Source organism: Pseudomonas sp. Irchel s3f10, assembly GCF_900187515.1.
GTDB lineage: Bacteria > Pseudomonadota > Gammaproteobacteria > Pseudomonadales > Pseudomonadaceae > Aquipseudomonas > Aquipseudomonas tensinigenes.
The window spans coordinates 15864-38443 of the sequence record NZ_FYDZ01000008.1 but is presented as its reverse complement, the minus strand read 5'-3'; the positions used below and the strand labels follow the sequence as shown (position 1 = coordinate 38443).

Sequence of the window (22580 nt, the reverse complement as noted above, 5' to 3'; positions counted from 1 at the left end):
ATGTTCGGCTGTATGAATAAGCTTTCCACGCTCGCAGCAGCATTCTTGCTGCTCGCGAGTCACTCGGCAGTGGCGGCCATGGGGCCGTTCGAGATCTACGAACAGGCGTTGCGCAATGACCCGGTGTTCCTCGGGGCGATCAAGGAGCGTGATGCGGGTCTGGAGAACCGTGCGATTGGCCGTGCCGGCCTGCTGCCGCGCATCGGTTACACCTACAACAAGGGGCGCAACTCCTCGAAAGCCACCTCGCTGGATGAGCGCGCGCGCAACCGTACCGACGACCGCAATTACAGCAGTTACGGCTCGGCGCTGACGTTGCAGCAACCGCTGCTCGACTACGAGGCCTATGCCGCCTATCGCAAAGGTGTCGCGCAGTCGTTGTTCGCTGACGAGAACTTTCGCGGCAAGAGTCAGGAGTTGTTGGTTCGCGTGCTGGATAACTACACCAAGGCACTGTTCGCGCAGGATCAGATCGACATCGCGCAGGCGAAGAAGAAGGCGTACGAGCAGCAGTTCCAGCAGAACGAACACATGTTCAAGCAGGGCGAGGGCACGCGTACCGACATTCTCGAAGCTGAGTCGCGCTATGAACTGGCGACCGCCGAGGAGATCGAGGCGCGCAATGAACAAGACGCGGCGCTGCGGGAACTGGGTGCGCTGGTGGGCACGCCAGCGGTGGACATTGGTGATCTGGCGCCGCTGGATCAGAACTTCCAGACCTTCGCGCTGATGCCGGCCAATTACGACACCTGGCACGAAATGGCGGTGAGCAATAACCCGAATCTGGCCTCGCAACGTCAGGCCGTGGAAGTTGCGCGTTATGAGGTGGAGCGCAATCGCGCCGGGCATCTGCCGAAAATCAATGCCTACGCCTCGATGCGCCAGAACGAATCGGAAAGCGGCAACACTTACAACCAGCGCTACGAAACCAACACCATCGGTTTTGAAGTCAGCGTGCCGTTGTATGCCGGTGGCGGGGTTTCGGCGTCGACGCGTCAGGCCAGTCGCACCATGGAACAGGCCGAGTATGAACTTGACGGCAAGACGCGTGAAACGCTGATTGAATTGCGCCGGCAGTTCAGCGCTTGCCTGTCCGGGGTGAGCAAACTGCGGGCCTATAAGAAGGCGTTGAGCTCGGCGGAAGCGCTGGTGGTGTCGACCAAGCAGAGCATTCTCGGTGGTGAGCGGACCAATCTCGACGCGTTGAACGCCGAGCAGCAACTGTTTACCACCCGCCGCGATCTTGCGCAGGCGCGGTACGACTATCTGATGGCCTGGACCAAATTGCATTACTACGCCGGGACCTTGAACGAGCAGGATCTGGCGCGGGTGGATGAGGCTTTTGTGGTCGCTCAACAGCCCTCACCCTAACCCTCTCCCAGAGGGAGAGGGGACCGAACGGGGGATATTTTAGAAGTACACCGACCTGAATGAGCGTCACTGAATCCAGCATCGACGCGGTCTTTCAGGTCGATGTATGACGAGAGACACCTCGGTCAGCTTCCTGTTCTTTGGGAAGGATCTGCTTCACCGAATCCACAATCGACCCGATTTTTCAGGTCGATGAATGATGCAAGACCCCACGGTCAGCTCCCTCTCCTGGGGGAGAGGGCTGGGGTGAGGGGAACAGGCAACACCGCAAAACAACCTGCATAAAACAATAAAAGTGAGTGGTGAACATGGACGTACGCATCAAGCCGATTTCGGTCGGCACCCTGCTGCTTGTGATTTCTGCAACCCAGGCTCAGGCGCAATACCTCGAAGCCGGCAAACCCGGCGATCCCACCAGTTGGCGCAGCGCTGAATTCCTCCGCGACTGGGGCTTGAGCCGCATGCAGGCCGAGCAAGCGTACGCCGCCGGGATCACCGGCCAAGGCGTGAAAATCGGCGCCCTCGATTCCGGTTTCGATGTCGCCCACCCGGAATTCGCTTCAGCCCGCTATCACCCGGTACTGGCCAGCGGCAGCTACATCGACGGCTCGCTGTTCAACGTCGACGGTACCCTCAACCCCAACAACGACTCCCACGGTACTCACGTCGTCGGCACCATGGGCGCCTCGCGCGACGGCACTGGCATGCACGGCGTGGCGTACAGCGCGCAGATCTACGTCGGCAACACCAACAAGAACGACAGTTTCCTGTTCGGTCCCAACCCCGATCCGCGCTATTTCAAAGCGGTGTATGACGCGCTCGCCGATGCCGGCGTACGCGCGATCAACAACAGCTGGGGCAGCCAGCCGCCGGATGTCAGCTACCGCACCCTCGCCGATCTGCACGCCGCGTACGCCCAGCACTGGAACAAAGGCACCTGGCTCGATGCCGCCGCCGATGTCTCCCGACGCGGTGTGATCAACGTGTTCAGCGCCGGCAACAGCGGCTATCCAAACGCCAGCGTGCGTTCGGCGCTGCCGTATTTTCAGCCGGATCTGGAAGGTCACTGGCTGGCCGTGTCGGGCCTCGATCAGAGCAATCAGCAGAAGTACAACCAGTGCGGCCTCGCCAAATACTGGTGCATCACCACGCCGGGAGCGAAGATCGACAGCACCATTCCCGGTGGCGGTTACGCGATCAAGTCCGGCACCTCGATGTCGGCGCCGCATGCGACCGGTGCGCTGGCGTTGGTGATGGAGCGCTACCCGTACATGAACAATCAGCAGGCCCTCGAAGTGCTGCTGACCACCGCCACGCAACTGGATGGCTCGGTCACCGACGCGCCGACTGAGCGAGTCGGTTGGGGCGTGGCCAATCTGAATCGGGCGATGCGCGGGCCGGGGCAATTGCTCGGTGCGTTCGACGCCAGCCTGGGGGCAGGGCAGCGCGATGTTTGGAGCAATGACATCTCCGACAAGGCGCTGATTCAACGCCAAAGCGAAGACCTCGCCGAGCACAGCTCCTGGCAGCAAACCCTGCAGGACAAGGGCTGGCAGAACGGCGTTCCCGCAGGCGCCAGCCAACAGGATCAGACCGATTACGCCGTTGGCACTGCCCGTGATGCGGCGGCGGCGAGCCGGGTGTACCAGGGCAGCCTGATCAAGTCCGGCGGCGGGCAGCTGATTCTCACCGGCGCCAACACCTATCGCGGTGCAACTACGGTCAATGGCGGTTTGCTCACGGTCAACGGTTCGCTGACTTCCGCTGTGACGGTGAATGACAGCGGCACCCTCGGCGGTTCCGGGCGAATCGGCGCGCTGCTTGCCAACAGCGGCGCTCGCGTGGCACCGGGCAACTCCATCGGTACCTTGAACGTGGCCGGTGACGTGACCTTCGCGCCGGGCTCGACATACGCCGTTGAACTGTCGCCGACCAGCAGCGACCGCATCGTTGCCGGCGGCACGGCCAGCGTCAGCGGCGCGACCGTCAGCCTTTCGCTGGAAAACAGTCCGACGTTGCTCACCACCACCGAAGCGCAAAGCCTGCTCGGTCGCCAGTACGACATCCTGCAAGCGACCGGTGGCATTCAGGGTCAGTTCAGTACGGTGCTGCCGAATTATGTGTTTATCGGCGGCAGCCTCGACTACGCCGCCAACGCTATTCAACTGAGCGTCGAACGTAACGCCACAACCTTCGCCAGCGTCGGGCAAACACCGAATCAACGCTCGGTCGCCTTTGCCGTCGAAGGCCTGGGCGCCGGCAATTCGGTCTACGAAAGCCTGTTGCGTTCACCGGACGCCGCTTCGGCGCAACAAGCGTTCCAGCAGTTGAGCGGCGAGATCTACCCGGCGTTGAGTTCGATGCTGATCAACGACAGCCGCCAGTTGCGCGACGCGGTGGGTGAGCGTCTGCATGACACAACGGCTGCGCAAAGCAACGGCTGGATCAAGGCTCTCGGGGCATGGGGCACGACCGATTCGAGTCACGACACGGCGGGCTACAACACTTCGATTGGCGGATTGCTGGCCGGTGTCGATGGCGCGCTGGACGATCAGACCCGCATCGGTCTGGTCACCGGTTACAGCGACAGTTCGCTGAGCATGGGTTCGGGCACGCATTCCTCGGCCAAGGTCGACAGCTATCACCTCGGCGCATATGCCGGTCGTGACATTGGCGCCTGGCGCTTGAGCACCGGCGCGGCGTACAGCTGGCATCGCGCCGATGTGAAACGCGATCTGCAATACGGCGACGTCAGCGGCAAACAGAAAGCTAAAGTCGATGCGGCAACCACGCAAGTGTTCGGCGAAGCGGCTTATCGCTTGCACCTGCAACCACTGGCGCTGGAACCTTTCGCCAACCTGGCCTACGTGCATCTGGACACTGAAGGCTTGACCGAGAAAGGCGACGCGGCCGCGTTGAAAAGCAACGGCGATCAACGTGACGCGGTGCTGAGCACCCTGGGTGTGCGGGCGATCAAGACCTTCAATCTTTCGCCCCGGCAATCGCTGGACGTGAGCGGCCACCTCGGCTGGCAGCACAGCCTCAGCGACATCGATTCCGAGCAGCATCTGCGCTTTGCCAGCGGTGGCACGCCGTACGCGGTGGAGAGCTCGGCGCTGGTGCGCGATGCCGCGCTGGTTGGCGTCCAGGCCAGCCTAGCGTTGAGCAAAGACGTACGGGTCAACCTTGATTACAACGGACAACTGGCCAATCGCGAAAAGCTGCATGGCGTTGGCTTGAGCCTGAACTGGCAGTTCTAACCCCACGCTCTGCGTCCGATCGTTCCCACGCTCTGCGTGGGAATGCCTCTAGGGACGCTCTGCGTCCAGTGACGCGGAGCGTCACGGGCTGCATTCCCACGCGGAGCGTGGGAACGATCAGTTGCTCTGTGTGGGAACGATCAGGATTTTTCGCAACATCACTAAGGAAGGTCGCTGGATGAATAACAACAATACCCCCGCGCAAACGGGAGGCCGCTTTGCCCTGAAAACCCTCACGCTCGCTGTGCTCTGTGCCATCGGCACTGCGCATGCCGCACCCTACGTGGAGAGCGGTCGCACGGGCGATCCGTCGAGTTGGCGCAGTGCCGAGTTTCAGGCCGATTGGGGCCTGGGCGCGATCGGTGCTGATCACGCCTACGCCGCCGGCTATACCGGCAAAGGCGTGAAACTGGGGATCTTCGACCAGCCGGTGTACGCCGCGCACCCGGAGTTTTCCGGCAGCAATAAAGTCGTCACCCTGGTCACCAGCGGGATCCGCGAATACACCGACCCGTACATCCCGGTCAAAGCCGGCGATGCGTTCCGCTATGACGGTTCGCCCTCGGTCGGCTCCGACGGAAAACTTGGCGCCCACGGCACCCACGTCGGCGGCATCGCCGCCGGTAGTCGCGACGGTGGACCGATGCACGGTGTGGCGTTCGGTGCGCAGATCATCAGCGCCGACAACGGTGACCCGGGCCCGGAAGACGGCATCGTTCGCGGTAACGACGGCGCGGTGTACAAGGCCGGTTGGGATGCACTGATCGCCAGTGGCGCGCGCATCATCAACAACAGCTGGGGCATCGGCATCACTGACCGTTTCGACCTCGGCGGCCGCGATCCGGCGTACCCGCATTTCACCGTCAATGACGCGCAGTTGCAGTTCAACGAAATCCGCACACTGCTCGGCACCAAACCGGGCGGCGCCTATGACGGCGCAATTGCCGCCGCGCGCAGCGGCATCGTGACGATCTTCGCCGCGGGCAACGATTACAACCTCAACAACCCGGACGCCATCGCCGGCCTCGGCTACTTCGTCCCGGACATCGCGCCGAACTGGATCACCGTTGCCGCGCTGCAGAAGAACCCGGACCTGGCCAGCGCCAACCCGTACATCATGAGTACGTTCTCTTCGCGTTGCGGCTACACCGCGAGTTTCTGCGTCTCGGCGCCGGGCACGAAAATCTTCAGTTCGATCATTGAAGGCACCAACGCCGACAACCTCACCACCGGCTACAAAAACTACAACGGCACCTCGATGGCCGCGCCACACGTGGCCGGCTCCATGGCGGTGCTGATGGAGCGCTTCCCGTACATGACCGGCGATCAAGTCGCCACGGTCTTGCGCACCACCGCCACCGACCTCGGCGCGCCGGGCATCGACGCCTTGTACGGCTGGGGCATGATCAACCTGCGCAAAGGCATCGACGGCCCGTCGATGTTCGTCACCGAGCAGGACATTCCAGCGGAATTCCGCATCGACGGTGCTTACGGCTCCGGCCAGTTTGTCGCGGATCTGCCGGGCATCGGCGCGATCATCGATCAAGGCAAACCGACCGAGCGCGTCTGCACCGACATCACTTGCGGCCTCGATACCTGGCGCAACGACATTTCCGGTCACGGCGGTTTGACCAAGCAAGGTCTCGGCACGTTGGTACTGACCGGCAACAACACTTACAGCGGCCCGACCCTGGTCAATCAGGGACGCCTGGCCATCAACGGTTCGCTGCAATCGGCGGTGACGGTGAATGACGGCGGTATCCTCGGCGGCAATGGCCACATCGGCGCGCTGTCGGTGAACAGCGGCGGTACGGTCGCACCGGGTAATTCCATCGGCACCCTGAACGTGGCCGGTGACGTGACCTTTGCACCGGGTTCGACTTACGCGGTAGAGCTGTCGCCGACCAGCAGTGATCAGATTATCGCTACCGGCAAAGCCGTGATTGAAGGCGCCACAGTGAGCATGTCGCTGGAAAACAGCCCGAGCCTGTTGACCACCAACGAAGTGCAAAGCCTGCTCGGCACTCAGTACAACATCCTGCAAGCGGCCGGAGGTATTGAAGGACGCTTCGGTCAGGTGTTACCGGATTACGCCTTCCTCGGCGGCACGCTGGCGTACTCGGCCACTGGTATTCAGTTGGCAGTCGGGCGTAACGAGGCCTCGTTCGCCAGTGTCGGCCTGACGCCGAACCAGCGTGCGGTTGGTGCGGCAGCTGAGCGTTTGGGCGCCGGCAATGCGCTGTTCGAAACCCTGTTGCTGTCGCCGAATGCGGCGTCGGCGCAACAAGCCTTCCAGCAGTTGTCCGGCGAGATCCATCCGGCCATTGGCACCATGCTGATCAACGACAGTCGTTACCTGCGTGAAGCGGTGGGCGAGCGTCTGCGTGAGCGTGATCTGTTCAATGCCGGTGCACCGACTGACGATCGCAGCAATGCGTGGGTCAAGGTCTTGGGTTCGTGGGGCAAGAGCGATGGCGGGCATGACAATGCCGACTCCAACAGCTCTATCGGTGGCCTGCTCGCCGGTGTCGACGGCTTGATCGCTGAAGATACCCGTCTGGGTTTCGTTACCGGTTATAGCGACAGCTCGTTGAGCATGGGCAGCGGCACGCATTCGTCGGCGTCGGTCGACAGCTACCACTTGGGTGCGTACCTGGGGCATCAGATCGATGCGCTGCGGCTGACCGTCGGTGGCGCTTACAGCTGGCACCGTGTCGACGTCAAACGTGACCTGCAGTTCGGGGACGTGAGCAGTAAACAAAAGACCAAGCACGATGCCGCAACCACGCAAGTCTTCACCGAGGCCGCTTATGATCTGGGCCTGCAACCGATGAACCTGGAGCCGTTCGCCAATCTGGCTTACGTGCACCTCAATACTGAAAGCTTCACCGAAAAGGGTGACGCGGCAGCGTTGAAGGGCGGTGAGGACAATCGTGATGTGGTGCTGTCGACCCTCGGCGTGCGCGCCAAGCGTTCGTTCGCCTTGTCGGATCAGCAGCAACTGGAACTGGGTGCGAGCCTCGGCTGGCAGCACAACCTGAACAACGTCGATGCCGACAGCCATCTGGCCTTCGCCAACGGCAACAGTGCGTTCACCGTGCAGGGCGTGTCGATGGATCGCGATGCGGCGGTGGTCGGCGTGCGCGCAGGTCTGGCGCTCAACCGCGATGTGCGGGTGAACCTGGATTACAACGGGCTGATCGGCTCGAACGAGAAGGACCACGGCGTGGGTCTGACCCTCGACTGGCAGTTCTAAGGCGTGCTGGCAGCTCTGCAAAGAGCTGCCAGACATTTGATGCAAGAGAGAGCACAACATGGGACTGTTCGATTATAAAAATGCCGATGGCAAAGCGTTGTACAGCGAAGCCATCGCACTGACGCTGTATGCCTACACGCCGACCGGCAAACCGTTACCGGCCACCGCTTGGGCGCCGCTCACAGCAACGGCGCTGGGCTATCAGGGCAAGGTCGGGCCGCAAGGCACGTTCTTCGGCGAGAAGGATGGCTTTACCAGCGCCGAAGCCGAAGTGCTCGGCAAATACGACGCCGCCGGCAAACTGATCGGCATCGGCGTGGCCTTTCGTGGCACCGGTGGGCTGGGTTACAGCGACACCTTCGGCGACTTGAAAAACAATCTGCTGGCGGCTATTGGTCCATCGGACTATGCGAGCAACTACGCGAAAAACGCCTTCGACAATTTGCTCAAGGCTGTCGCCGCGTTCGCCATTGCCAACGGCATCGGTGCCAAGGACGTGCTGCTCAGCGGCCACAGCCTCGGCGGGCTCGGGGTCAACAGCGTGGCCGAGTTGAGCGCGAGCAACTGGGGCGGCTTCTTCAAGGACGCCAACTACATCACCTTCGCCTCGCCAACCCAAAGCAGCACCGGCAATAACGTGCTGAACATCGGTTTCGAGAACGACCCGGTGTTCCGCGTGCTCGACGGCACCACCTTCAGCAGCGCGTCGATGGGCAAGCACGACAAGCCGCACGATTCGACTACTGACAACATCGTCAACTTCAACGACAACTACGCGTCCACCGCGCAGAACCTCGTGCCGTTCAGCATCGTCAATCCGCTGAACTGGTCGGCCCACAGCTCGCTGGGCTATGCCGATGGCTTGAATCGGGTGATCGATTCGAAGTTCTACAACCTGACGCATAAAGACTCGACGATCATCGTCTCCAACCTGGAAGAAGCGTCCCGGGGCAAAACCTGGGTTGAAGATCTCGGTCGCAGCGGCGAGCCGCACACCGGCAGCACCTTCATCATCGGCACCCAGAGCAGCGACTGGCTCAAGGGCGGCGCGGGCAACGACTTCCTTGAAGGCCTGGGCGGCGATGACCGTTTCCGTGATGACGGCGGCTACAACATTCTGCTCGGTGGCCAGGGGCACAACACCTTCGAACTGCAGAAACCGCTGCAGAACTTCAGCTTCGCCAACGACGGGGACGGCACGCTGTACGTGCGCGACGCCTACGGCGGCATCAGCATGACCCGCGATATCGGCGCGCTGGTGAGCAAGGAGTCGGGTTCGTGGTGGGGCAGCAAGGAAATCACCTGGGGCGTCACCGCCAAGGGTTTGACCAACGGCAGCGAGCTGACCCAGTACAACCACTCGCTCAGCGGCGATGGCTACGGCAATGCGCTGCACGCCACGGCTGACGGTGACTGGCTGTTCGGCCTCGGAGGCGATGACAAGCTGATCAGCGACAAGGGCCATGTGACCTTCGTCGGTGGCGCCGGTAACGACGTGATGAGCGCAGTGGGTGGCAACAACACCTTCCTGTTCAGCGGCGCGTTCGGTTTCGATGCCATCAACGGTTATCAGGGCAGCGACAAACTGGTGTTCATGGGCGTCGAAGGCGCGGGGCAGGGCTACGACTACAAGCAACACGCGTCGCAGACCGGCAGCGATACCGTGCTGAAGATTGGCGACTATGCCGTGACCCTGATCGGGGTGGGAGTGGCTAACCTGTCGGACTCGGCGTTCGTGTTCGCCTAGTAACCCCTGTAGGAGTGAGCCTGCTCGCGATAGCGGTGTGTCAGTTTGCATTTTTTCATCTGGCACACCGCTATCGCGAGCAGGCTCACTCCTACAGTTAAAAGCTATGTAAATTCTGAAATGCTCCGGGGCGTCCCCGTGGGGCGCCCTGGCTGTGAGCTATCTCTAACAATTCCAACAAGAGAGAGGCAATAGCAATGGGTGTGTATGACTACAAGAACTTCGGCACAGCCGATTCCAAGGCGTTGTTCAGCGATGCCATGGCGATCACGCTGTATTCCTATCACAACCTCGATAACGGCTTTGCCGCCGGTTATCAGCACAACGGTTTCGGCCTCGGGCTGCCTGCGACATTGGTCACGGCGCTGCTCGGCGGCACCGATTCGCAAGGTGTCATCCCCGGCATTCCGTGGAACCCCGACTCGGAAAAACTCGCCCTCGACGCCGTGAAACAGGCCGGCTGGACGCCGATCACCGCCTCGCAACTGGGCTACGACGGCAAGACCGATGCGCGGGGAACTTTCTTCGGCGAGAAGGCCGGTTACACCACCGCGCAAGTGGAAATTCTCGGCAAGTACGACGCCCAGGGCCATCTCACCGAACTAGGCATTGCCTTTCGCGGCACCAGCGGCCCGCGTGAGAACCTGATCCTCGACTCCATCGGCGACGTGATCAACGACCTGCTCGCCGCCTTCGGCCCCAAGGATTACGCCAAGAATTACGTCGGTGAAGCCTTCGGCAATCTGCTCAATGATGTGGTGGCGTTTGCCAAGGCCAACGGCCTCAGCGGCAAGGACGTACTGGTCAGCGGCCACAGCCTCGGCGGCCTGGCGGTCAACAGCATGGCCGACTTGAGCGGCGGCAAGTGGGGCGGTTTCTTTGCCGATTCCAACTACATCGCCTACGCCTCGCCAACGCAAAGCAGCACCGACAAAGTGCTCAACGTCGGTTACGAAAACGACCCGGTGTTCCGCGCCCTCGACGGTTCGACCTTCACCGGCGCCTCCGTCGGCGTGCACGATGCGCCCAAAGAGTCTGCCACCGACAACATCGTCAGTTTCAACGATCATTACGCCTCGACCGCGTGGAATCTGCTGCCGTACTCGATCCTCAACATTCCCACCTGGATCTCGCATTTGCCGACTGCGTATGGCGACGGCATGAACCGGGTGATCGACTCAAAATTCTACGACCTCACCAGCCGCGACTCGACGATCATTGTCGCCAACCTCTCGGACCCGGCGCGGGCCAACACCTGGGTGCAGGACCTCAACCGCAACGCCGAAACCCACAAGGGCAGCACGTTCATCATCGGCAGCGACGCCAATGACCTGATCCAGGGCGGTAGCGGCAACGATTATCTGGAAGGTCGCGCCGGCAACGACACCTTCCGCGACAGCGGTGGCTACAACGTCATCCTTGGCGGGCAGGGCAGCAACACCCTCGACCTGCAAAGCGCGGTGAAGAACTTCGACTTCGCCAATGACGGCGCCGGCAATCTCTACGTGCGCGACGCCAACGGCGGGATCAGCATCACCCGCGACATCGGCAGCATTGTCACCAAAGAACCGGGGTTTCTCTGGGGCTTGTTCAAGGACGATGTGACCCACAGCGTCACGGCCAGCGGCTTGAAGGTCGGCAACAATGTCACTGCGTACGAATCCAGCGTCAAAGGCACCGGCGGCGCTGATACGTTGAAGGCGCATGCGGGCGGCGATTGGTTGTTCGGGCTGGACGGTAACGATCACCTGATTGGCGGCGCGGGCAATGACGTGTTTGTCGGCGGCGCCGGTAACGACCTGATGGAGTCGGGGGGCGGGGCGGATACGTTCTTGTTCAACGGTGCATTCGGCCAAGACCGGGTGGTGGGCTTTACCGCCAACGACAAACTGGTGTTTCTCGGCGTGCAGGGTGTTTTGCCGGCGGAGGACTTCCGTGCCCATGCCTCTTCAGTAGGACAGGATACGGTGCTGACGTTTGGCAACGATTCGGTGACGCTGGTCGGGGTGTCGCTGAATAGCCTGAGTGCTGACGGTGTTGTGATCGCCTGAGGTTGATGGGGCGCCGGTAAGGGCCCTTTCGCGAGCAGGCTCGCTCCCACAGGGGATTTGTAAACGAAACAGATCCAGTGTGGGAGCGAGCCTGCTCGCGAAGAACGATAACGCGGTGTTAAAAGTGACTCGACAGCCATTCCCTGACTCAAACCCCTGCAAAAACAGGAAATGCGGCCTAAAGCCAGCACGTGCACACACGTTCTATAGCTAGCCGCCATTGAGTACAGGAGATTCAAACGTGAAAGGTTTCAAGGGGTATGTCGGGTTCGTTGCACTGGCGCTGTGTTCGGCCAATGTCTGGGCCGATCTGCCTCAAAGTTCGATTCTGAGCCGTTACGGCATCACCACCGACCAACTGCCGAGTCCGCCGAAAAGCGAGACGGTGGAACCGGTCGAAGAGAAAAGCCGCTTTCAGATTCAGCCCGAACAACCGTTCGTGACCCTGCGCCTGGGTGACGGCAAACAGCCGCAAACCACCGGCAATCTGAGCATTGATCGCATGGCGCAGCAGGATCTGGAACGCTGCCGGCGTTTGCAGGGTGAAGTGGTCAAGCGGGGTGGCACGTACATGCCTTGCGACGGCAGCATTCCGGGCATGCCGACCTTCGAATAACACTCAATGATCGTTCCCACGCGCAGCAAAGGAATGCCTCAACGGACGCTCCGCGTTCGGCTTTGAAGGGACGCGGAGCGTCCCGGGCTGCATTCCCACGCAGAGCGTGGGAACGAGCGAAACCTAGTCTTCTTCGCGCACCGTGGCTACTTCATCGGCGCGAACCTTCACCTTGGACCCGGAAATATCTTCGAACTCATAGAAGCCATCCTTGGTTTTGGTTTTCGGCATGTCCTTGGTCAGATACTGGGTGCCGTTCTGCAGAGTGACCACCGTCGGGGTCGAGCAACCGGCCAGTGCCAGCGCGGCAACGACGGCGAAAGGGATACCCAGTGACTTGATTTTCATACCCACCTCTAAATCCTCATTCGATGTAATGCCGAGCATTGTCGGCCTTCTAACGCGGTTGGTGCTATCTCCGTGAGAAAAGTTCGATAGCCCGGCGAAAAAATGCCATTGATCATTTTCCGTTTGCACCGGGCAGGGCACAGCTGGTATCTGTACGCATAACCAGTATTCGTTCGCCATGGCCCCAGAATTCCCGTGACTGCCAATCCCCTCGACGACCCGTTCTATTACCTTAACAACTTCCGGCAAGTGCTTGATTGGCTTGAACTTCGCTATGCCGATGTGATGAGCGAAACGGAACACGCGTTCATCCGCGACTTCAAGGCCTTGCCCCGTGCGAGTCAGTGTTTGCTGGTGCGGATGGTCATGCGCAAGGGCGTGCATTTTCGCGCCGGCAAACTCAATTACGCTGAAATCGGTGACATCGCTGCGGCCGCGCAGCCCTTGCTGGAGCGTGGCTGGATCGATGAACACGCACCGCTGGCCCTCGCCGAGTTGTTCGACGTGTTGCTCAAAGCCGAGCTTGTGCAGGCCTTCGGCGCCGCCATCGAACAGCCCAAGGGGCGCAAGGATGAGTGGCTGCCGCTGTTGGCCGAGCAGTTCAGAGAATTGCGCTGCCTGCGCGACTGGGCGCCACTGCTCGATGACCGGCTGTTCAGCCTGACCATCATGGACCTGTGCGACCGCTTGCGTCTGATGTTCTTCGGCAACCTGTATCAGGACTGGTCGGAATTCGTCCTCGCCGACCTGGGCATCTTCACCTATGAAAAAGTCGAGTTCTGCGCCGACTCGCGGGGCCTGCGCAGTCGCGAAGACGTCGATGCGTGCCTGTTCCTGCACAACTGTCAATTGCGTTTCGAGGCCGGTGAGCCACTGGAAACTATCGTCGAGCAGGTCAGCGCCTTGCACTTCGACAACCCGTGGCTGCAACGCCGGCGTGGCAAGGTGCTGTTCCAGATCGGCCAGTATTGCGAGCGCATCAGCGAGTTTGCCCTGGCCCTGAGCATTTACCGCGACTGCGCCTATCCCGGCGCGCGTTTGCGCATGATTCGTGTGCTGGAACGCAGTGGCGAATACCCGTTGGCGCTGGAACTCGCAACGCTTGCAGAACAGGCGCCGGAAAGCGCCGCCGAGCAGCAAGGCCTGCAACGGATATTGCCAAGGGTGCGGCGCAAACTCGGTGGCCCGCCGCTCAAACGTGCAGCCGCCAGACCGGTCGAGCGTCTGGATCTGCAGTTGCCGCGCAGCGATCCTGCATTGTCCGTGGAGCTTTACGTGCAGGCGCATCTGCACGATGACGATGGCCCGGTGCATTACGTGGAAAACAGCCTGATCAATTCGCTGTTTGGCCTGTTGTGCTGGCCGGCGATCTTCGCGCCGTTGCCCGGAGCGTTCTTTCACCCGTTCCAGCGTGGCCCGGTGGACCTGCTCAATGAAGACTTCCAGCAACGCCGCGCCGAGCTGTTTCAGGCGTGCCTGCGCGAACTCGATGACGGTCGCTATACGGCGACCATTCGCCAGCGCTTCATCGACAAGTGGGGCATTCAGTCGCCATTCGTGTTCTGGGGCGCATTGAATGAAACGTTGCTGGAGCAAGCACTGGCCTGTCTGCCCGCCGAACACCTCAAACACTGGTTCAACCGTTTGCTGCTCGACATCAAGGCCAACCGTGCTGGCATGCCCGACCTGATCCAGTTCTGGCCGCAGCACAAAACCTACCGAATGATTGAAGTGAAAGGCCCCGGCGATCGCCTGCAGGACAATCAACTGCGCTGGCTCGAGTTCTGTCACCAACACCAAATGCCGGTGGCGGTGTGTTACGTGCAATGGGCGGAGCAGAGCGCTTGAGCTACAACATTGCCGTGCGCGCACTGTGCGAGTTCACCGCCAAGACCGGCGACCTCGACCTGCGCTTCACCCCATCACCCACGGCGCTGGAAGGCATCGCCGGCCACCGCACCGTGGCCTCGCGGCGCAGCGAGAAATACCAAAGCGAAGTGGCGCTGGAAGGCGCGTTTCTGCAATTGAAGGTCAAGGGCAGGGCGGACGGCTACGATCCCGCGCAAAACTGCCTGGAAGAAGTCAAAACCTACCGTGGCGATCTGAGCAAACAACCGGCCAACCACCGCCAGTTGCACTGGGCGCAGGCGAAGATCTACGGCTGGTTGATGTGCCGCAAACTCGAACTTGAGCAGATCAATCTGGCGCTGGTGTACTTCGATATCGTCAGCGAGAAAGAGACCTGTCTGGTCGAAGCGTTCAGCGCAGATGCGTTGAAAGCGTTTTTCGAGCAGCAATGTACGCTGTTCCTGCAATGGGCCGAACAGGAAATGGCCCATCGCGAGGCGCGCAATCTGGCGGCGCAACAACTGGCGTTTCCCCATGCCGATTTTCGTCCGGGTCAGCGGCATTTGGCCGAGTCGGTGTTCAAGGCTGTCAGCACCGGGCGCTGCCTGATGGCCCAGGCGCCGACCGGTATCGGCAAAACCCTCGGCACGTTGTTCCCGGTGCTCAAAGCGCTGGCACCGCAGCAACTGGACAAGGTGTTCTTCCTCACTGCCAAGACGCCGGGGCGCAAACTGGCGCTGGATGCCAGTCGGGTGCTGTTCGATCAGTCGCCAGCCTTGCCCTTACGGGTGCTGGAAATGGTCGCCCGCGACAAGGCCTGCGAACACCCGGACAAAGCCTGTCACGGCGAGTCCTGCCCGCTGGCCCAAGGCTTTTACGATCGCTTGCCCGCCGCCCGGGAAGCGGCCAGTCGACTCCAGTTGCTCGATCAAGCGGCCATGCGCGAGGTCGCCGCGCAACACGCGGTGTGCCCGTATTACTTGAGTCAGGAGATGGCCCGTTGGGTCGACGTGGTCATCGCCGACTACAACTATTACTTCGACTTCAGCGCCATGCTCTTCGGTCTCGCCCAGCTCAACCAATGGAAAGTCGCGGTGCTGGCGGATGAGGCGCACAACCTCGTCGAACGTGGCCGGCAGATGTACAGCGCCAGTCTCGATCAGTTCACCTTGGGCAGCGTGCGCAAAACGGCACCGGCGCCGTTGAAAAAGTCTCTGCAACGGATCAACCGGGAATGGAACGCCCTGCATGCGCCGCAACTGGCGGCCTATCAGGCGTACGACAAGGCTCCGGAAAAACTCCTGCAGGCGATTTCGCTGTGTTGCGCCGCGATTGGCGATTACCTCAATGACCATCCGCAGGGTCTCGACAGCGGGCTGCAGAACTTCTACTTCGACCTGCTGCAATTCGCCCGGGTGGCGGAGCTGTACGACGAGCATTACCTGTTCGACATCAGCAAGCGCGACCTCGAACGTAAAAAGCCGCTGTCGCAGTTGTGCCTGCGCAATGTGGTGCCGGCCGCGTTCATCGGCCCGCGCCTGAAAGCGGCGCGCAGCAGCGTGCTGTTCTCCGCGACCCTCAGCCCGCGTCACTATTACGCCGATTTGCTTGGCACGCCCACCGACACCGTGTGGATCGACGTTGAATCGCCGTTTTGCGCCGAGCAGTTGCAGGTGCAGATCGTCAGCCGCATCTCGACGCGCTTCAATCATCGGCAGGCCTCGCTGGAGCCGATCGTTGAATTGATCGCGCGGCAGTTCAGCGAACGTCCTGGCAACTACCTGGCGTTTTTCAGCAGCTTCGATTATCTGCAACAAGTCGCGTCGTTACTGGCAGAGCGTTACCCGCACATCACCCTCTGGCAGCAATCGCGGGGCATGCTCGAAGGCGCGCGGCAGGCCTTTCTCGACCAGTTCACCGCACACAGCCAGGGCATTGGCTTTGCTGTGTTGGGCGGTGCGTTTGGCGAAGGCATCGATTTACCCGGTGCGCGGCTGATCGGCGCGTTCATTGCCACGCTGGGGCTGGCGCAGTTCAATCCGGTCAACGAACAACTCAAACACCGCATGGCGGCTATCTTCGGTGCCGGTTACGACTACACCTATCTGTACCCCGGCGTGCAGAAAGTGGTGCAGGCCGCCGGGCGAGTCATCCGTACCCGCGAGGATCGCGGCGTGGTGATGCTGATTGACGACCGCTTTGCCGAGAGCCGGATCAAACAGCTGCTGCCGCGTTGGTGGGCAATCAATCATGAGTCGGCCGCTTCCCAATTCGCCGGATTGACGCATACTTCCGATCATGACAATGGCTGGTGAGTGTGATGAGCGAGAAAAACAAGACCGCGGCGATCGAAGAGATGCGTTTTCGTCTGCTGATCGATGCGGTGGTCGACTATGCGATCTACATGATCGACCCGGACGGAATCATCACCAGCTGGAACTCCGGAGCCAAGCGCTTCAAGGGCTACGAAGAAGCGGAAATCCTCGGCGAGCATTTCTCGCGTTTCTATACCGCTGACGACCGGGCCGCCGGTCTGCCGCAAAGGGCGCTCGATACCGCGATCCGTGAAGGGCGCTTCGAAGGCGAGGGCTGGCGGGTGCGCAAGGACGGCACCAATTTCTGGTCGCACGTGGTGATCGATCCGATCATTGATCCCAGCGGCAAGTTGCTCGGTTTCGCCAAGATCACCCGCGACCTGACCGACCGCAAAATGGCCGAGGAAACCCTCAAGCAAAGCGAGCAGCAATTCCGTTTGCTGGTGCAGGGCGTCACCGACTATGCGATCTACATGCTCAGCCCCGAAGGCCGTGTTAGCAACTGGAACCAGGGCGCGCAGCGCATCAAGGGTTATTTGCCGGAAGAAATCATCGGCCAGCACTTTTCGATCTTCTATACCCCCGAAGACCGCGAACTCGGCGAGCCGCAGCGGGCGCTGGAAATCGCCACCCGCGAGGGCCGCTTCGAGAACAAGAGCTGGCGCATGCGCAAGGACGGCACGCGGTTTCTCGCCCATGTGGTGGTCGATGCGATTCGTGGCGATACCGGCACTTTGCTCGGTTTTGCCAAGATCACCCGCGATATCACCGAAGCCCACCAGGCGCAGCAAGCGCTGGAGAAAACTCGGGAAGCACTGTTCCAGGCGCAGAAGATGCAGGCCATCGGGCAACTCAGCGGCGGCATCGCTCATGACTTCAATAATTTGCTGACGGTGATTCTCGGAAACCTGGAGATCGTGCAAAAACGCATGGGTGACGATGCGAAAATCAGCCGCCTGCTGGAAAACGCCACCCAAGGCGCATTGCGTGGCGTGTCGCTGACCCAGCGCATGCTGGCATTTGCCCGCCGTCAGGAATTGAAAACCGAGTCGGTGGATATTGCGCAACTGGTTCAGGGCATCACCGGGTTGTTGCGCAGCTCCCTGGGTCCGGGCATTCGCATCGATACGCGGTTTCCTGCCGATCTGGCGCCGGTGCTGGCGGACACCAATCAGCTGGAACTGGCCTTGCTCAACCTGGCAACCAACGCCCGCGACGCCATGCCTGACGGTGGCGCGGTGAGCATCACCGCTGAACCGCAAGTGGTGCTCGAGCTGGGGCATTCTGATCTGCCGGCGGGGCGTTACGTCTGCCTCAGTGTGATCGATACCGGGGAGGGCATGGATGAGCACACGCTGGCGTCGGCCAGAGATCCATTCTTCACCACCAAAGGTTTGGGCAAGGGCACTGGACTGGGCTTGTCGATGGTCCACGGCTTCATGGAGCAGCTCGGCGGTCGTTTTGTCCTCAAGAGCGAAAAGGCCCAGGGCACAACGGCTGAATTGTGGATTCCGGTGGCCGTCGAGGGCATGCCCAGCAAGTCGCTGCTGCCACACGCCGAGCCGGTGGTGGTGCCAAGACTCAGCGTGCTGGTGGTGGATGACGACTCATTGGTGTTGACCAGCACCAGTCTGTTGCTGGAAGACCTTGGCCATCGGGTGGTCAGTGCGACGTCCGGTGCGCAGGCGCTGGCGCTGTTCGATCAGGGCGAGGTGATTGACCTGATGATCACCGACATGGCCATGCCGCAGATGAGTGGCGCGCAACTTGCCCACGCAGTGCGTCTGCTCAAACCGGATCTGCCGATCATCCTGGCCACCGGTTACGCCGAGCGTCTGGAAGGTTTTGCTGCGCAACTGCCACGCTTGCCCAAGCCGTTTACACAGATGAATCTGGTGGCAATCATTGCTCAATCGATGAAATGAGGCACCGGTCAATCCGGCTGAACTTGCGCGCCAACGGGGACTTCTAAACGTTTTTCCCACCCCGGAGCGTGCATCTTTTGTCTCGCATACTGACTGAGCCCACCGCTGAAGAAACCCTGACCGAACATGACGCCAAGATGTTCGGCTCACCCAAGGAACGGCTGGATTTCTATCGCCGGGAGATCCAGTACGAAACCAGCATCCTCGCCAACCGCACCGATGCCTATCTGGCGGCGCAGTCGTTTCTGGTGATTGCCTTTGCCTCGTGCATGGCCAATCTCAATCCAGAATGGGGCAAGTTATTTACGTTGGTGGTGCCGCCGTTTCTGGCGCTGCTCGGGTTGCTCAGCTCGCTGAATGCCTGGCCGGGGATTCGCGCGGCGTACGACATCATCGATCACTGGCATTTCAAGCAGAGCCACTTGCTGCACAGTGAGCCGCTGATGGGCCTGGCGTATGACGAGTCGCCGCTGTTCAGTGAAATGGAGTCGAGCCACAAGGGGTATAGAAAGTCGCTGCTGTTTTCGGTACGCACGCCGTGGATCTTTGCGACGTTTTGGGTGTTGCTGGGGAGTTATGCGGTGTTTATTCAGGTGACCAATCCGGGGGGATGATTGGTCTTCACGCAAAAGCCCGGCTTATATCGCCGGGCTTTTTCATTCGCTTGGATTTTGTGTTGCCATTCAGATCGATCCCCCTCACCCCAGCCCTCTCCCCCAATGGGGGCGAGGGGGAAGGGAGCAGATCTTCGTGCAGTTCAAAATCTGCGTTCGACTCGGTATCTCAGGTCAAAGTCTGCGATCGACTCGGTATCTCAGGTCGGCGTATCCCGACCATTCAACTCGGTCAGTTCCCTCTCCCTCCGGGAGAGGGCTAGGGTGAGGGGCTGTCAGGGTTCACTCGAAAAGGAGTCGATCTCCGTTGTGTTCAGAATCTGCGTTCAACTCGGTATCTCAAGTCGGCGTACCTCAACCATTCACCTCGGTCAGTTCCCTCTCCTGGGGGAGAGGGCTAGGGTGAGGGGGCTGTTCTGGCTCACTCCACGGTCTCAAGCTCTCGACGCAACGCCACCGAGTTCTGCGACGACATCGGGATCGGCGGGAAGTCTTCGTTCAACACACACAAATGATCGATAGCATCTTCAAACATCGAGTCGGCTTTCTTGCGCAGCGCCCGATAGTGCTCAAACTGTTCAATGTCCATATCAGCCACGTCAAGCAGCGCATTGGCCGCTCGATTAAGCGTATGGGCGTTATCGAACAATTGACGATTGCGTTCCAGAGCCAGTGCTCTGCAAGCCTTGATTTGCGCCGGAGTCGAGCATTCTTTCATGACCGTAACCTTATTCTTCAAGGATTCCTTTAACAGGCTTAAACGCCGCAGTGGAACCGAACCTGCCGTGCCCCGCCGGATACATTTGGCGAGGGGGTTATGCTTGTGACTGTCGGCGTTTGCCGAGGGATCCATTTTTTTAAAGAAAAAAATTCGATCAATCCTCTGAATAAATCCAAGAAACAAAAATCAGTTTTTTTGTTTTTTACGCTGTTCATAGCGAGCCAGGATCGGTTGCGTGCTGATCCCGTGAAGCAAAATGCTCAGCGCCACCACCGACAAGGTCAGGTCAGTGCACACGCTGGCCACGCTATCGGTCAGCCCATGATTCAAGGCATAAAACAGATAGAACAGGCTGCCGATCCCACGAATGCCGAACCAGCCAATCAACAGCCGTTGGCGTCCCTCCAGCAATGCGCCCCAAGGCATCAACGCAACGCAGGCCGGGCGGATCAGGCAGAACAGCACGCCGCCCACCAGTAACGCCCGCCAATCCCAGTGCGCCACCAGCACCACGCCGAGCAGGGTCACCAGAAACACTTCCATGGCGCGCTCGACCAGACTGCCGAATGACAGCATGTCGCCCATCATGATCCCGGCGGCGACCTGGTCACTCTCCAGCCGTTCGGTGTCGCCGTGCACCGCGTGCTGCGGTTCGACGTTCTGATGGCCGACCACTGGTTGCACCAGATGCTCGGCAGGCGGTTGGCCGGCGCCGGTGGATTTGACTTCGACTTGCCGCAGGCCCAACCCGGCGGCGAATACCGACAGGAAGCCGTAACCGCCGATGGCTTCGGCAACGACATAGGCCAGGGCAATCAACGACAGCGCCAGATAATCATTGGGGCTGAGCGTGCTGTCGTCATTGTGGATTCGCAACGAAAGGGTCACGCGACCGATACCTCGGCCCATCCAGTAACCGGTAAGCAATCCGGCAGGCACTGCCCACAATACGTTGCGCAACACCCAGCCTTGCCATTCGGCAGCACTGCCGTCGCCGTGCATCAACAACAGACCGAGAATCACAAACGGAAAGGCAATCCCATCGTTCAACCCTGCCTCACCAGAGAGCCCGAAACGCACGCTGTCGACATCCCGCGCATCGTTGACCTGCACCAGCGCCGCCAGCACCGGATCGGTCGGTGCCAGAATCGCGCCGATCAACAGCGACGGCCCCCAGGGCAAGCTCAACGCAAAGTGCAGCAGCAGACAAACCCCGGCAATGGTCAGCACCATCACTGGCCCGGCGAGGCCAAAGGCGATTCGCCAACGCTTGTCGCGCAGGGGTAAACGCAACTTCAAACCGCAGACGAACAGGGAAAACAGCACCGCGACTTCCGTCAGGTGCTCCATCCACAGCGAGGCATTTTCCAAGGACAGTTTCAATAGATCGAGGCCACTCGGGCCGATGCCGATCCCCAGCAGCAGACAAACCGCCGAGGTGGTGACCGGCATCCAGCGCAGGTACGACGAGGTCAGTGCCAGGGTCAACAGCACGGCGCCGAGCACCGCCACCCACACGACAAAACTCATGATGTGCCGCCCTCAAGTGGACGATGTGACGGCAATCGCACCGTGTTCAATGGGCCTTCAGTTTTACTGTAGGCGTTGGCGAAGGGGGCATCACAGCATCGGTTTGCCGCCGGTCACGCCATAGCGCTGGCCGGTGATGTAACTGGCTTCGTCCGAGGCTAACAGCACATAGATCGGCGCGACTTCCACCGGTTGCCCGGGGCGGCCGAGCGGGGTGTTGCCGCCGAAGTTCTGCACTTCTTCATCGGGCATGGTCGAGACGATCAGCGGCGTCCAGATCGGCCCCGGTGCCACGCAGTTCACGCGGATTTCCTTGGGCCCGAGCATCTGCGCCAGGCCGCCGGTGAAGTTGGCGATCGCGCCTTTGGTGGTGGCGTAGGCGAGCAGGGTGGGTTTGGGCATGTCCGAGTTGACCGAGCTGGTGTTGATGATCGACGAGCCGGCGCGCATGTGTTTGATCGCCGCCTGACACAGGCGGAAGATTGCGGTGATGTTGACGTCGAAGGTCATCACCCATTCCTCGTCGGGGATTTCCTCGAAGTTTTCGTGAGTCATCTGGAATGCGGCGTTGTTGACCAGCACGTCGATGCGGCCAAAGCGTTCGACGGTTTTGTCGACCAAGGCCTGACACTGGGTCTTTTGCGCAATATCGCCCGGCAACAGCAGACACTGACGCCCGGCCTGTTCGACCCAGCGGGCGGTTTCCTTGGCGTCCTCGTGCTCATTCAGATAGGCGACCGCCACGTCAGCGCCTTCACGGGCGAAAGCAATGGCCACGGCGCGGCCGATACCGCTGTCAGCGCCGGTGATCAGGGCGATCTTGCCGGCCAGTCGCCCGGAACCGACATAACTTTGCTCGCCGCAATCGGGATAGGGCTCCATTTTGCGTTGCGAACCGGGAACGGCTTGGGCTTGTGCGGGGAAGGGTGGTTTTGGATAGTCGGTCATCGCGGGTCTCCGAGGTCTCATGGCTGGTAT

14 protein-coding genes are annotated in these 22580 nt (G+C 60.6%); 10 read left to right on the top strand and 4 right to left on the bottom strand.

Annotated elements, in window-relative coordinates; translation table 11 throughout:
• The 6 genes from CKW17_RS17940 to CKW17_RS17915 all read left to right on the top strand — a co-directional run bounded on the left by CKW17_RS17940 (nt 1) and on the right by CKW17_RS17915 (nt 12301).
• Entirely contained in the window at nt 1–1371 is a 1371-nt protein-coding gene (locus tag CKW17_RS17940) for a TolC family outer membrane protein (protein ID WP_095120847.1), read from the top strand.
• Nucleotides 1372–1679: 308 nt separating this feature from the next.
• Nucleotides 1680–4631, top strand: a complete 2952-nt coding sequence (locus CKW17_RS17935; protein WP_095120846.1) for an autotransporter serine protease — start codon at nt 1680–1682, stop codon at nt 4629–4631.
• Between the two features lie 178 nt (nt 4632–4809).
• Nucleotides 4810–7887 carry an autotransporter serine protease gene (locus CKW17_RS17930; protein WP_095120845.1) on the top strand — a complete coding sequence of 1026 codons (3078 nt, stop codon included), beginning with the start codon at nt 4810–4812 and terminating at the stop codon, nt 7885–7887.
• Nucleotides 7888–7945: 58 nt separating this feature from the next.
• Nucleotides 7946–9634, top strand: coding sequence for a polyurethanase (locus CKW17_RS17925; protein WP_095120844.1), 1689 nt, complete (start codon nt 7946–7948; stop codon nt 9632–9634).
• Nucleotides 9635–9831: 197 nt separating this feature from the next.
• Entirely contained in the window at nt 9832–11685 is a 1854-nt protein-coding gene (locus CKW17_RS17920; RefSeq protein ID WP_095120843.1) for a polyurethanase, read from the top strand.
• Nucleotides 11686–11926: 241 nt separating this feature from the next.
• The gene (locus tag CKW17_RS17915; RefSeq protein WP_095120842.1) at nt 11927–12301 is read left to right on the top strand and encodes a hypothetical protein; all 375 of its coding nucleotides are present in this window, start codon (nt 11927–11929) and stop codon (nt 12299–12301) included.
• A gap of 123 nt (nt 12302–12424) precedes the next feature.
• Here the strand turns inward: CKW17_RS17915 and CKW17_RS17910 are convergent, their stop codons facing one another.
• Complete coding sequence (locus CKW17_RS17910) at nt 12425–12649, bottom strand: YgdI/YgdR family lipoprotein (protein WP_095120841.1); 225 nt, start codon at nt 12647–12649, stop codon at nt 12425–12427.
• Between the two features lie 195 nt (nt 12650–12844).
• On the opposite strand from CKW17_RS17910, the gene CKW17_RS17905 reads away from it, so the two are divergent.
• From CKW17_RS17905 to CKW17_RS17890, 4 genes are all read left to right on the top strand, one after another.
• Nucleotides 12845–14497, top strand: a complete 1653-nt coding sequence (locus tag CKW17_RS17905; RefSeq protein WP_095120840.1) for a VRR-NUC domain-containing protein — start codon at nt 12845–12847, stop codon at nt 14495–14497.
• Nucleotides 14494–16812 (top strand): ATP-dependent DNA helicase, encoded by a 2319-nt coding sequence (locus tag CKW17_RS17900; RefSeq protein ID WP_095120839.1) that lies wholly within the window; start codon nt 14494–14496, stop codon nt 16810–16812. Before CKW17_RS17905 ends, CKW17_RS17900 begins: the two co-directional genes overlap by 4 nt.
• A gap of 5 nt (nt 16813–16817) precedes the next feature.
• Nucleotides 16818–18737 carry a PAS domain-containing sensor histidine kinase gene (locus CKW17_RS17895; RefSeq protein WP_095120838.1) on the top strand — a complete coding sequence of 640 codons (1920 nt, stop codon included), beginning with the start codon at nt 16818–16820 and terminating at the stop codon, nt 18735–18737.
• 77 nt (nt 18738–18814) lie between these two features.
• Nucleotides 18815–19351 (top strand): hypothetical protein, encoded by a 537-nt coding sequence (locus CKW17_RS17890; RefSeq protein ID WP_016983364.1) that lies wholly within the window; start codon nt 18815–18817, stop codon nt 19349–19351.
• Nucleotides 19352–19772: 421 nt separating this feature from the next.
• Here CKW17_RS17890 and CKW17_RS17885 read toward each other — a convergent pair whose 3' ends face one another.
• The 3 genes from CKW17_RS17885 to CKW17_RS17875 all read right to left on the bottom strand — a co-directional run bounded on the left by CKW17_RS17885 (nt 19773) and on the right by CKW17_RS17875 (nt 22550).
• Nucleotides 19773–20069 carry a hypothetical protein gene (locus CKW17_RS17885; protein WP_016984229.1) on the bottom strand — a complete coding sequence of 99 codons (297 nt, stop codon included), beginning with the start codon at nt 20067–20069 and terminating at the stop codon, nt 19773–19775.
• A gap of 189 nt (nt 20070–20258) precedes the next feature.
• Nucleotides 20259–21602: a sodium:proton antiporter gene (locus tag CKW17_RS17880; protein WP_095120837.1), complete on the bottom strand. Its 1344-nt coding sequence runs from the start codon at nt 21600–21602 to the stop codon at nt 20259–20261.
• 90 nt (nt 21603–21692) lie between these two features.
• Entirely contained in the window at nt 21693–22550 is an 858-nt protein-coding gene (locus CKW17_RS17875; protein ID WP_095120836.1) for a glucose 1-dehydrogenase, read from the bottom strand.
• Nucleotides 22551–22580 lie beyond the last annotated feature (30 nt).